The following is a 12,186-nucleotide window of genomic DNA, read 5'->3' on the forward strand; positions in this document are numbered from 1 at the left end:
ACCCTCAACCGCCTGCTATTTCCGGGGCCGACAAAGGAATTCGAGTCGCATCGAGAGACCTACGGTGACACATCGCGGCTGTCGGCCAACCAGTTCTTCTACGGCCTTCGGCAAAACGAGGAGCACCGGGTGCAACTGGAGCCGGGTGTGGAGCTGTTGATCGGCCTCGAGGCGATTTCCGAGCCTGACGAACGCGCGATGCGCACGGTGATGTGCATCATCAACGGTCAACTCCGGCCGGTGGAAGTGCGTGATCGCAGCATTGCCAGTGCGGTTCCGGCCGCGGAGAAGGCGGACCGGGGCAATCCGAATGACATCGCGGCACCCTTCGCCGGTGTGGTCACCGTCGGCGTCTCAGCCGGCGACAAGGTCAAGGCCGGTCAGACCATCGCCACCATCGAGGCGATGAAGATGGAAGCCCCGATCACCGCGCCCGCCGATGCCACCGTGGAGCGGGTGGCGGTCTCGTCCACAGCCCAGGTCGAGGGCGGGGACCTGCTGGTGGTGCTCGCCTGACGCGAATCATCGGCGGTGTCGCCGGGGGCCGGCGCATCGCCGTCCCGCCGCGGGGAACTCGGCCGACGACCGACCGGGTGCGCGAGTCACTGTTCAGCATCGTGACTGCGCGGCTCGACCTGACCGGTCTGCGGGTGCTCGACCTGTACGCGGGCTCGGGTGCGCTGGGCCTCGAAGCGCTATCGCGCGGCGCTGCCTCGGCGACGTTCGTCGAGTCGGACCGTCGCGCGGCGACGGTGCTCGAGCGCAACATCGCGACACTCGGCCTACCCGGTGCGACGTTGCGTCGGGGGTTGGTTGGGGCAGTCATTGCCGCGGGAACCGCAGCGCCGGTTGACCTTGTTCTGGCTGACCCGCCCTACGACGTCCAAGCGAGCGAGATCGAGGGCCTGCTGAGTGCACTGGCCGCGCACGGCTGGGTGAGCGAGGGAACCGTGGTTGTGGTGGAGCGTGCTACCAGCGGGCCAACGCTGAGCTGGCCGCCCGGTTGGCAACCCTGGCAGCAGCGGGTTTACGGCGACACCCGGTTGGAGCTGGCCGAACGGCTCTGACTCAGCGTGTACCGTCATTCGTCATGAGCGGCGCCGTCTGCCCCGGTTCCTTCGATCCGGTGACATTGGGCCACATCGATGTCTTCGAACGGGCCGCGGCTCAGTTCGACGAAGTGGTCGTCGCGATCCTGATCAATCCCGCCAAAAAGGGCATGTTCGATATCGAGGAGCGGATCGCGATGATCAGGGAGTCAACCACGCATCTGCCTAACTTGCGTGTGGAGGCGGGACAAGGTTTGGTGGTCGACTTCGTTCGCGCCCAGGGGTTGACGGCCATCGTCAAGGGTCTGCGCACCGGCACCGACTTCGAGTACGAGCTTCAGATGGCGCAGATGAACAAGCACGTCGCCGGCGTGGACACGTTCTTCGTGGCGACCACGCCGCGGTATTCATTCGTGTCGTCGTCACTCGCGAAAGAGGTCGCGACGCTGGGCGGCGACGTGTCCGAACTGCTTCCTGACCCGGTGAATCGTCGGCTGGCCGACAAACTGCGCTCGGGCATGGGGCAATAAATCATCAGCGCGGCCGGGCGAAAGCCACGGCCGCGCCGATGATTTGGTTTACATCAGCTCTCAGCGAGGGCGGCGTGCAACGACTGCTTCGCCTCGGTGATCGCTGTCAGGACCTTCGTCCGCGCCTCAGCAAGCTTTTCCTTCTGCGCGTCGGTGCCCGACCAATGGATGGTCCGTGCCAGCCCGGCGATCTCGAAGAGTCCCCAACGAATCTTGGCGACATCCCCGAACTTGCCGGCCTGAGCCAGCCGCGCGTGGATGCTCTCGCTACTGATGCCTTTCCACTGCAACACATTCCGGCCCAACTCGGTCAGGGTTGCCACCCCGTCGTCGACGCTCACGAAGCCGCGGCCGGCCAGCTTGCCGATCGCGAGTTCCACGATCTCTTGCGGCGGCGCGAACGCACCTTCGGTGGCGTCTGAAACGCGCTGGACGAGTTGCTCAGCGTTAGCGGGCCCGTCGAGCAGCAGCGCTGCGGTACCGACGACTAGTCGCTTGTGGCGCCCGCCTGGGCCGGGTGGGCCCCAGTGCCCTCCGAAACCGGGACCGCCAAAGCCGGGACCGCCGGCCCCGCCATGTCCACCCCAGCCGTGACCACCGAAACCGGGGCCACCAAAGCCCGGTCCGCCAAACCCAGGGCCGCCCCAACCGGGGCCGCCCGAAAATCCGCCTCCGAACATCCTTGTTCTCCTTTGGTTAAGGCGAACAGCCGACCGGCCGGCCGCCAACTTGCATATCTAGCTCCTTGATACCCGCGCAACAGATACGTGTCAAGGAACTTGATATTGGAGATCTCAGAGTCCGGCCACGGTCGCTCGGTCGCTGTGCTGACGCACCCGAACGGCGCGCCGACCAATGCGGCACTTGGCTTGTATTTCCATGTCAGCATGGTGGGGATGACCGAATTCGAGGATCAGGCGCTGGGCTTTTTGGTGCGCGGGTTGATGGCGCGACTGCGCCCGCATGCGGTCCAGGCGTTGCGACCGCTCGGGCTCGGACTGCCCGAATTCGTCTGCATGCGCATTCTGGACGAAGATCCGGGCCGCACCAGCGCCGAGCTCGCCCGTCACACGCACGTGACCGCCCAAGCGATGAACCAGGTTTTGCAAGGGCTGCAAGAGGTGGGTCTGGTGACCCGCCCCGCGACCGCGCCCTCAGGCCGTGCCCTGCCGGCTCAGCTCACCCGTAAGGGCAGCGCACTTCTCCGGCGAGCGGAGGCGGCCGTTGCGTCGTCCGACGAACACCTATTGGCGCACCTCAGCCCGGCCGAGCGGCGTCAACTCAAACTGCTGCTCTACCGTGCCGGTAACCCGTCGTCTAACGACGCCTCACCGTGCGGCGATTAGCTTCGCGGGCAACGCCTTTACGAAGCGGCGAGCTCCGTCGCTAATCGAGAGCTTTGCCGGATTCCCATGCCCGGTAAAGCTTTATGCGTGAGCGGATCTTGAGTTTGCGGTAGATGCGGCTAGTGGTTGTGGTGGCTGTGGTCGTCTTCGGCGTCGGGGGAGCCGCCCATGGCGCGGAGCATGGGGACACCGCCCGTCTTGACGAACCGGACGACGAGCACCGCTGCCAGCACGAGGAAGGCGATGTTCAGCCAAGAGGTGTAGTTCCAGGAGATGCCTGCTTCCATCACCGTGGCGTTGCGCTGTGACGGAATGAGACTTGCTGCGCCGAACAATAATTCGACGATATAGCCGGCCGTGACCATGGCGGCATAGAAGGTGGCTAGCAACGTCAGCATCATCCTTGTGCCGTAGTACTTCCGGTAGATGTTCAGGATTGGCAGGATGAGCAGGTCGGCGAAGATGAACGCGACGACGCCACCGAAGCTGATGCCGCCGTTCCACAGCACCGCGGCCAGTGGCACGTTACCGATCGAGCAGACGAACGAGACGATGGCCACGATGGGGCCCACGATTGGTCCCCACAGCGTCGATAGCACCGGGTGATCAGCGAAAAAGAAGTGTTGCCAGAACGATTCCGGCACCCAGGCCGCGATGGCGCCCGCGATCAACAACCCCACCACCAGGTCGCGCAGAATCGCCGCCCACTCCATGACGAACAGGTGCGAGACGGAGGTAAAGCCTTCCCGTGACAGCAGTCGCTGCCAAAACGAGCCCTCGCGTTGGACCGACATGTCCATGGCGGCATGGCCTTCCATCGAGCCCGCCAACCCGCGATCGGCCTGCCGGCGAGCGGCATCGATGAGCCGAGTACGCACGAACAGTCGGAACAACACCGCAAGTGCCACGATCATCAGCGGGCCGCCGACGAATTCGGCCGCGGTGAACTGCCAACCCATGAGCAGGGCCAGGATGATGCCCAACTCCACCACCAGGTTGGTCGAGCCGATCTCGAAGGCCATGGCGGCGGTGAAGTTCGCGCCTTTGCGGAATAACGACCGGGCCAGGGCCACCGCGGCGTAGGAGCACGACGAGGACGCGGCCCCCAGGCCTGCCGCGACAGCCAACGTGCGGGGCCGGTCGTCGCCGAGCAGCGCCACGATCGTCGAGCGGCGCACCACGGCTTGCACCACCGCGGACAGGGCGAAGCCCAGGATCAGGGCCCACAGGATCTCCCAGGTCATCGACCCTGACAGGGCTAACGCGTGCTCCACCGCATGTGCCACTTCGTGTGCCATGGCTCCTCCAACGGAATACCCCCAGGGGGTATTCCGGATCGTTCACCGTCGGGGTCTGACTGCATTTTGCGCCGGTCCAACGTTGCCGCGGCAGCGCGAGAACCGACATAATTACGTCAAGTGTGCAGGTAATTGGGTGTTTGGCGCCCTAAAAGCCGACACACCGAGCCTGGCAACGCAGTCACAGAAGCAACACCAGGCACACTGGTAACAACAACGATTCCGGGAGGGTGTTGCCGTGTACCGAGTTTTTGAGGCGCTCGACGAGCTGGGTGCCATTGTCGAGGAGGCTCGCGGCGTGCCGATGACGGCGGGCTGCGTCGTGCCTCGTGGCGACGTGCTCGAACTGATCGACGACATCAAGGACGCTATTCCCGGTGAGCTCGACGACGCCCAGGACGTGCTGGACGCCCGCGACTCGCTGCTACACGAAGCCAAGACGCATGCGGACTCCCTGATGTCCTCGGCGACCACCGAGTCGGATTCACTGCTCAACCACGCCCGCTCGGAGGCCGACCGAATCCTGGCTGACGCGAAGGCCCAGGCAGACCGGATGGTCGGGGAGGCGCGCCAGCACAGCGAGCGGATGGTTGGCGAGGCCCGCGAGGAGTCGACGCGCATCGCCGCGGCGGCGAAACGCGAGTTCGAGGCCGCCACCGGCCGGGCCAAGTCCGAAGCCGACCGGCTCATCGAAAACGGCAACATCTCCTACGAGAAGGCCGTTCAAGAAGGGATCAAAGAACAACAGCGCCTGGTATCGCAGACTGAAGTCGTGCAGTCGGCCAACGCCGAGTCGGCGCGGCTGATCGACGCCGCCCACGTGGAGGCTGACCGGCTACGCGGCGAATGCGACATCTACGTCGACAGCAAGCTCGCCGAGTTCGAGGAGCACCTCAACACCACCCTGCGCTCGGTCAACCGTGGCCGCCACCAACTGCGCACCGCGGCCGGCGTACACGATTACGCGCAGCGGTAGCACTCCTACCAGCGGGCGAGCAAGCTGATAGCCCGCCAGTAGAATTGCGGACATGGCCCGGAAGCACCACCGCACGGAACAACCGGACCCGGGTTCGCCGCTCGTCGTCAACGTCGCACGGCTGGGACGACGCCCGGGATCGATGTTCGCGTTGCACGAGACGGTGGCCAGTCCCGCGCGCATCGGGCTGGAAATGATCGGAATTGCGCCCGACGCCCCGTTGGACCTCGACCTTCGGGTCGAGTCGGTCTCGGAAGGCGTGCTGGTCAGCGGGACGCTGTCGGCACCGATCACGGGCGAATGTGCACGCTGCCTGACGCCGTTCACCGAACGCATTGACGTCGATTTGACCGAGCTGTTCGCCTATCCGGACAGCCTCACCGAAGCGACCACCGAGGAGGACGAGGTCGGCCGGGTCGTCAACGACTTCGTCGACCTCCGACAGCCGATCGTCGACGCGGTTGGCTTGGAGCTGCCGTTCTCGCCGGTGTGCCGAACCGACTGCCCGGGACTGTGTCCCACGTGTGGTGTCGCGCTGGCGACCGCCGAGTCTGACCATCACCACGACGAAATCGACCCGCGCTGGACCAAACTCGCGACCATGCTGGGCTCGGACAAAGACGGCGTCGCCAATGAGTGATCTGCTTGACGCGCTTGAGGTCGATCTGCCCGACCAGTTGCTGACCCTGGCGCTGACCCACCGCAGTTACGCCTACGAACACGGCGGGCTGCCCACCAACGAACGCCTGGAATTTCTCGGTGACGCTGTGCTGGGTTTGACCGTGACCGACGAACTGTTCCACCGGCACCCCGAGCGCCCAGAGAGTGACCTGGCGAAAATGCGTGCCGGCGTGGTCAATACGCACGCGCTGGCCGACGTCGCGCGTTCGCTGACCGACGACGGGCTTGGAGCGCACCTGCTACTGGGGCGCGGCGAGCTGAAATCTGGCGGGACCGATAAATCCAGCATCCTCGCGGATAGCCTGGAGTCGCTGCTCGGTGCGATCTATCTGCACCACGGCATCGAAGCCGCCCGGAAGGTGATCCTGCGGCTGTTCAGTGAATTGCTGGACGCCGGTGGCCTTTTGGATTGGAAGACGAGCCTGCAGGAATTGGCCGCGGCCCGCGGCCTCGGCGCGGTGTCCTATCACGTCACCTCGACCGGTCCCGATCATCAGCGAGAATTCACCGCGGTGGTCGTCGTGATGGAGACCAGTTATGGGTCCGGAATCGGCCGGACCAAGAAAGAAGCCGAGCAGAAGGCCGCCGAAATGGCGTGCCAGGTGTTGGACCAACTCGACGGCGCCGTACCCGGGGAAACCGCCGGCTAGATGCCCGAACTACCCGAGGTCGAGGTGGTGCGGCGCGGATTGCAGACCCACGTAGTGGGCAAGACCATCACCGCCGTGCGAGTGCACCACCCCCGCGCCGTGCGCCGCCACGAGGCCGGCCCGGCCGACCTGACCGCGCGGCTGCTGGACGCCCGGATCACCGGGAGCGACCGACGCGGCAAATATCTGTGGCTCACCCTGGACGGCCCGAGCGGCGTCGACCAAGCGCTCGTCGTGCACCTCGGTATGAGCGGACAGATGCTGCTCGGAGACGTCCCCAACGCCGGTCATCTGCGCATCGCCGCGCTCCTCGACGACGGCACCACGCTGAGCTTCGTCGACCAGCGGACGTTCGGCGGCTGGCTGTTGGCCGATCTGGTCACCGTACACGGCAGCGTCGTCCCGGTGCCGGTCGCGCACGTGGCACGCGATCCGCTGGATCCGCGCTTCGGCATCGACGCGGTGGTGAAAGTGTTGCGGCGCAAGCACTCTGAGATCAAACGGCAGCTGCTCGACCAGACCGTGGTGTCGGGAATCGGCAACATCTATGCCGACGAGGCGCTGTGGCGGGCGAAGGTCAACGGCGCACGGCTGGCCGAGGCGCTGACCCGCAAGCAGCTCACGATGGTGCTGGAAGCCGCCGCAGAGGTGATGCGCGACGCGCTGGCGCAGGGTGGCACGTCGTTCGACTCGCTGTACGTCAACGTCAACGGCCAGTCCGGCTACTTCGACCGATCGCTGAACGTGTATGGCCGCGAAGGGAAGCCGTGCAAGCGCTGCGGCGCGGTCATCCGCCGGGAGAAGTTCATGAACCGCTCGTCGTTCTATTGCCCCCGCTGTCAGCCGCGGCCGCGGAGCTGATGCCGGCTGACACGGTCACGCACGGTAGAAAGAAGCCTATGACGGAACTGTGGGTCGAGCGCACCGGAGTGCGCCGTTACACCGGTCATAGCTCGCGGGGCGCGGAGGTGCTCGTCGGCTCCGAAGACGTCGACGGGGTTTTCACGCCGGGCGAGCTGATGAAGATCGCGCTCGCGGCCTGCAGCGGGATGTCCAGCGACGGACCGTTGGCCCGCCGGCTCGGCGACGCCTACCAGGCGACCGTCCGGGTGTCCGGCGACGCCGACCGTGAGCAAGAGGTATACCCGCTGCTTGAGGAGGCGCTTGAAATCGACCTGTCGGGTTTGGCTGACGCCGAGACGGCGCGCGTTCTCACCGTGGTCCAGCGCGCCGTGGACCAGGTGTGCACGGTCGGGCGAACGCTGAAATCGGGAACGAAAGTCAACTTCCGGGTCGTAGATGTCGGACATTGACGACGTCCGGCTCACCGCATGGGTGCACGGCCGGGTGCAAGGCGTCGGTTTCCGATGGTGGACCCGCTCGCGCGCGCTGGAGCTGGGCCTGACCGGCTACGCCGCCAACTTTCCCGACGGCCGGGTGATGGTGGTCGCGCAGGGTTCGCGTGACGCGTGTGAACGGCTGTTACTGGAGTTGCAGGGCGGAAAAACACCAGGCCACGTCGACACAGTTGTGGTCGACTGGTCGCCGCGCGGCGAAGCCATCAGCGGCTTCACCGAGCGGTAGTCTGGCTCGCCGTGTACCTCAAGAGTCTGACGCTGAAGGGCTTCAAGTCCTTCGCCTCGCCGACGACTCTGCGGTTTGAGCCCGGCATCACCGCAGTGGTCGGCCCTAACGGGTCCGGCAAGTCCAACGTGGTCGACGCGCTGGCCTGGGTGATGGGGGAGCAGGGCGCCAAGACGTTGCGCGGCGGCAAGATGGAGGACGTCATCTTCGCAGGCACCTCGTCTCGCGCTCCGCTGGGGCGCGCCGAGGTCACCGTCACCATCGACAACTCCGACAACGCGTTGCCAATCGAATACTCCGAGGTGTCGATCACCCGCCGGATGTTCCGCGACGGAGCCAGCGAGTACGAAATCAACGGCAGCACCTGCCGTTTGATGGATGTCCAGGAACTACTGAGCGACTCGGGCATCGGCCGCGAAATGCATGTGATCGTGGGGCAGGGCAAGCTCAGCGAAATCCTGGAATCCCGGCCCGAAGATCGTCGGGCATTCATCGAGGAAGCCGCCGGTGTGCTCAAACACCGCAAGCGCAAAGAAAAAGCCGTCCGCAAACTCGAGTCGATGTCGGCGAACCTGGCCCGGTTGAACGACCTGACCACCGAGCTGCGCCGCCAGCTCAAACCGCTTGGCCGCCAAGCTGAAGTGGCCCGGCGGGCCCAAACCATCCAGGCCGATCTGCGTGATGCCCGGCTGCGGTTGGCCGCCGACGACGTGGTCACCCGCCAAGGCGAGCTCAACAACACCAACCAGGCCGAGGCGATGCTGCGCCGCGAGCACGACGAAGCCTCGGCCCGGATGGCGGTGGCGTCCGAAGAGCTGGCCGCCCACGAGACGGCGTTGACGGCATTGTCCGAGCGCGCCGAATCCGCCCAGCAGACCTGGTTTCAGTTGTCCGCCTTGGCCGAACGGGTCGGAGCGACCGTGCGGATCGCCAGTGAGCGCGCGCAGCATCTGGATATCGAGACCACGTCGACCGGTGGCCCCGATCCCGACGAATTGGAGGCCGAGGCCGCCGAGGTGGCCGCCGCCGAGCAGCAGCTGCTGGGCGAACTGGCCGCTACCCGCACCCGGCTTGATGCCGCCCGTGCGGAGCTGGCCGACCGCGAACGGGCCGCCACCGAAGCCGAGCAGGCCCACGTGGCGGCGGTGCAGGCCGAGGCCGACCGCCGCGAAGGCTTGGCGCGACTGGCCGGCCAGGTGGAGACCATGCGGGCGCGGGTCGAGTCGATCGACGACGGCGTGGCCAAGCTGTCGGAGCGCATCGAGGAAGCCGCTGCGCGTGCCCAGCAGGCCAAGGCCGAGTTCGAAACCGTGCAGGGCCGGGTCGGTGAGCTCGACCAAGGCGAGGTCGGACTCGACGAGCATCACGACCGGACGATCGCCGCGTTGCGGTTGGCCGACGCGCGGGTCGCCGAACTGCAATCCGCTGAGCGCGGCGCCGAACGTCAAGTGGCTTCCCTGCGGGCCCGCATCGACGCCTTGTCCGTGGGCCTGGAGCGCAAAGACGGGGCCGCCTGGCTCACTCAAAACCGAAGCAGCGCGGGAATTTTCGGCTCTGTTGCGAAGCTTGTCAAAGTGCAGTCGGGTCATGAGGCCGCGCTGGCCGCGGTGCTCGGCGCAGCCGCCGACGCGCTGGCCGCCGACAGCTTCACCGCGGCGGCAGATGCGGTGACCGCGCTGAAACAGGCCGACGGCGGCCGGGCGGCCATCGTGCTGAGCGACTGGCCCGCACACGATCGCGCGCCGGCGGGCGCGCTGCCCGACGGCGCGCGCTGGGCGCTGGACCTCGTCGAGGCGCCGACCCGGTTGCGCGGCGCGCTGGTGGCCATGCTTTCCGGCGTCGCTGTGGTCGGCGGCCTGAGTGAGGCGATGAATCTCGTTGCGGCGCAGCCACGTTTGCGCGCAGTCACCCGCGACGGCGATCTGGTGGGGGCCGGTTGGGTCAGCGGCGGTTCGGACCGGAAACCCTCCACGCTGGAGATCACCTCCGAAATCGCCAAGGCGCGTGCCGAACTCGCCGCAGCCGAGACGCAAACCAGCGAGCTCGTCGCGGCGTTGTCCGGGGCGATGAGCGAGCAGGCCGCTCGCCAGGACTCCGCCGAGCAGGCTTTGGCTGCGCTCAACGAGTCCGACGCGGCCATCTCGGCGATCTACGAGCAGCTCGGTCGAATGGGTCAGGACGCCCGCGCCGCCGACGAGGAGTGGCGCAGGCTGACGCGCCAACGCGAGGAGTTGGAGACCGGGCGTGCCGAGACCCTCGGTGAACTCGGCGAACTCGAGACCCGGTTGAGCAACGTCGAACAGACCCAACACGTCACGGCCGAGCCCGTCGACCGTCACCAGATAGCGGCCGCGGCTGAGGCCGCCCGCGGTGTCGAGGTGGAAGCCCGGTTGGCGGTGCGGACCGCCGAAGAACGCGCCAATGCCGTTCGCGGAAAGGCGGATTCGCTGCGCCGCGCTGCCGCCGCGGAGCGCGAGGCGAGGGTGCGGGCCCAGCAGGCCCGCGCCGCGCGCCAGCACGCGGCCGCGATGGCTGCCGCGGTTGCCGACGCCGGACGTCAGCTGGCCGCCCGACTGGGGCAAGTGGTCGGGGCCGCGTCGCGACACCGCGACCTGCTGGCCGCCGAGCGCCACCAGCGGTCGGCGGCGATGGCGGCGGTCCGCGACGAGGTCAACACGCTGGGCACCCGGATCGGCACGCTGACCGAATCGCTGCACCGCGACGAGGTGGCCAAAGCCCAAGCGGCGCTGCGCATCGAGCAGCTCGAACAAATGGTGCTCGAGCAATTCGGCATGGCGCCCGACGTCCTGGTCGCCGAATACGGCCCGCAAGTGTCGCTGCCGCCGACCGAGCTGGAGATGGCCGAATACGAGCAAGCCCGCGAGCGCGGCGAACAGGTGACGGCGCCGGCCCCGCTGCCGTTCGACCGGCCCACCCAGGAACGTCGCGCCAAACGGGCCGAACGAGAGCTGGCTGAGTTGGGCCGGGTCAATCCGCTGGCGCTGGAGGAGTTCGCCGCGCTGGAAGAGCGTTACAACTTTCTGTCCACCCAACTCGAGGACGTCAAGGGCGCGCGCAAAGATCTGCTGGACGTGGTGGCCGATGTCGACGCCCGCATCCTGCAGGTGTTCACCGAGGCCTACGTCGATGTGGAGCGGGAATTCCAAGGGGTTTTCGCCGCGCTGTTTCCCGGCGGCGAGGGCCGTCTGCTGCTGACAAACCCCGACGACATGCTCACCACCGGGATCGAGGTCGAGGCCCGTCCACCCGGCAAGAAGGTCAAGCGGCTGTCGCTGCTGTCCGGAGGGGAGAAGGCGCTGACCGCGGTGGCGATGCTCGTCGCCATCTTCCGGGCCCGGCCATCGCCGTTCTACATCATGGACGAGGTCGAGGCCGCGCTCGACGACACCAACCTGCGTCGGCTGCTCGGCCTGTTCGAGCTGCTGCGGGCCAAGTCGCAGCTGATCGTCATCACTCACCAGAAGCCGACCATGGAAGTCGCCGATTCGCTCTACGGCGTGACGATGCGCGACGATGGCATTACCGCGGTGATCTCTCAACGCATGCGCGGCCAGCAGGTCAACCAGCTGGTCACGACTACCTAAGCGAGGAACACGTTGCCGCAAGGTCTGTGGATCGCGATTGCGGTCGCTGCCGCACTGATCGTTATCGCCGTCCTGGTGCTGGGGCTGCTGCGTTATCGCCGTCGTCAGATCACCCTGTCGGCCGGCGAGCAGACACCAACCCTGGATCGTTCCGGCGGCTACACCGCGTCATCAGGAATCACGTTCAGCCGCACCGAAACTCCCGACCTTATCGACACCACGGGGCTGCCCGCTGTCGGTGACGACGCCACCATTCCGCGCGATGCGCCGAAGCGCACGGTCTCCGATGTGCAACTGCCCGGGCCTGATACGACCACACCGCCGGCCGAGCCGGCGCCACCGGTCGAGCCCGCACCTGCCACGGAGGCACCTGCCGCTGAGGAGATCGTCCCGCCGGAGGGGCGGCTGGAGCGACTACGCGGCCGGCTGGCCAGATCGCAGAATGCATTGGGCCGCAGCCTCTTAGG

At 66.7% G+C, this 12,186-nt stretch carries 13 protein-coding genes and 1 pseudogene; 12 read left to right on the forward strand and 2 right to left on the reverse strand.

The features are described from left to right. From VGH54_RS13610 to coaD, 3 genes are all read left to right on the forward strand, one after another. The coding region (locus VGH54_RS13610; RefSeq protein ID WP_331512542.1) for a biotin/lipoyl-containing protein at positions 1-516 on the forward strand (516 nt) is incomplete at its 5' end. Then, positions 513-1,067, forward strand: coding sequence for a 16S rRNA (guanine(966)-N(2))-methyltransferase RsmD (gene rsmD / locus VGH54_RS13615; protein ID WP_331512553.1), 555 nt, complete (start codon positions 513-515; stop codon positions 1,065-1,067). The genes VGH54_RS13610 and rsmD, both read left to right, overlap by 4 nt. 23 nt (positions 1,068-1,090) lie before the next feature. Next, on the forward strand, positions 1,091-1,579 hold the full coding sequence (gene coaD, locus VGH54_RS13620; RefSeq protein ID WP_331512543.1) for a pantetheine-phosphate adenylyltransferase: 489 nt from the start codon (positions 1,091-1,093) through the stop codon (positions 1,577-1,579). 53 nt (positions 1,580-1,632) lie between these two features. Here the strand turns inward: coaD and VGH54_RS13625 are convergent, their stop codons facing one another. Further along, positions 1,633-2,259, reverse strand: coding sequence for a hypothetical protein (locus tag VGH54_RS13625; protein ID WP_331512544.1), 627 nt, complete (start codon positions 2,257-2,259; stop codon positions 1,633-1,635). Positions 2,260-2,475: 216 nt separating this feature from the next. Here VGH54_RS13625 and VGH54_RS13630 point away from each other — a divergent pair, with 216 nt between their 5' ends. Continuing rightward, positions 2,476-2,925, forward strand: coding sequence for a MarR family winged helix-turn-helix transcriptional regulator (locus VGH54_RS13630; RefSeq protein WP_331512554.1), 450 nt, complete (start codon positions 2,476-2,478; stop codon positions 2,923-2,925). Positions 2,926-3,044: 119 nt separating this feature from the next. Here VGH54_RS13630 and VGH54_RS13635 read toward each other — a convergent pair whose 3' ends face one another. After that, complete coding sequence (locus VGH54_RS13635) at positions 3,045-4,223, reverse strand: permease (RefSeq protein ID WP_331512545.1); 1,179 nt, start codon at positions 4,221-4,223, stop codon at positions 3,045-3,047. Positions 4,224-4,461: 238 nt separating this feature from the next. On the opposite strand from VGH54_RS13635, the gene sepIVA reads away from it, so the two are divergent. The 8 genes and pseudogenes from sepIVA to VGH54_RS13675 form a co-directional block, all read left to right on the forward strand. Further along, a complete protein-coding gene (sepIVA, locus tag VGH54_RS13640) occupies positions 4,462-5,199 on the forward strand; it encodes a cell division protein SepIVA (protein ID WP_331512546.1) in 738 nt (245 codons plus the stop codon). A gap of 52 nt (positions 5,200-5,251) precedes the next feature. Next, the gene (locus VGH54_RS13645; protein WP_331512547.1) at positions 5,252-5,839 is read left to right on the forward strand and encodes a DUF177 domain-containing protein; all 588 of its coding nucleotides are present in this window, start codon (positions 5,252-5,254) and stop codon (positions 5,837-5,839) included. Further along, positions 5,832-6,530, forward strand: coding sequence for a ribonuclease III (rnc, locus tag VGH54_RS13650; protein ID WP_331512548.1), 699 nt, complete (start codon positions 5,832-5,834; stop codon positions 6,528-6,530). Before VGH54_RS13645 ends, rnc begins: the two co-directional genes overlap by 8 nt. Further along, the gene (gene mutM, locus VGH54_RS13655) at positions 6,531-7,391 is read left to right on the forward strand and encodes a DNA-formamidopyrimidine glycosylase (protein ID WP_331512549.1); all 861 of its coding nucleotides are present in this window, start codon (positions 6,531-6,533) and stop codon (positions 7,389-7,391) included. It begins immediately after the preceding gene. A 38-nt stretch (positions 7,392-7,429) separates the two neighbouring features. Next, a complete protein-coding gene (locus VGH54_RS13660) occupies positions 7,430-7,843 on the forward strand; it encodes an OsmC family protein (protein ID WP_331512550.1) in 414 nt (137 codons plus the stop codon). Further along, positions 7,830-8,114, forward strand: coding sequence for an acylphosphatase (locus VGH54_RS13665; protein WP_331512551.1), 285 nt, complete (start codon positions 7,830-7,832; stop codon positions 8,112-8,114). The genes VGH54_RS13660 and VGH54_RS13665 overlap by 14 nt, the downstream gene beginning before the upstream one ends. Positions 8,115-8,125: 11 nt before the next feature. Beyond that, positions 8,126-11,719: a chromosome segregation protein SMC gene (gene smc / locus VGH54_RS13670; protein ID WP_331512552.1), complete on the forward strand. Its 3,594-nt coding sequence runs from the start codon at positions 8,126-8,128 to the stop codon at positions 11,717-11,719. Positions 11,720-11,731: 12 nt separating this feature from the next. Next, positions 11,732-12,186 (forward strand): annotated as a pseudogene (locus VGH54_RS13675) (signal recognition particle-docking protein FtsY); the annotation flags it as partial.

This window comes from Mycobacterium sp., from assembly GCF_036488105.1.
GTDB lineage: Bacteria > Actinomycetota > Actinomycetes > Mycobacteriales > Mycobacteriaceae > Mycobacterium.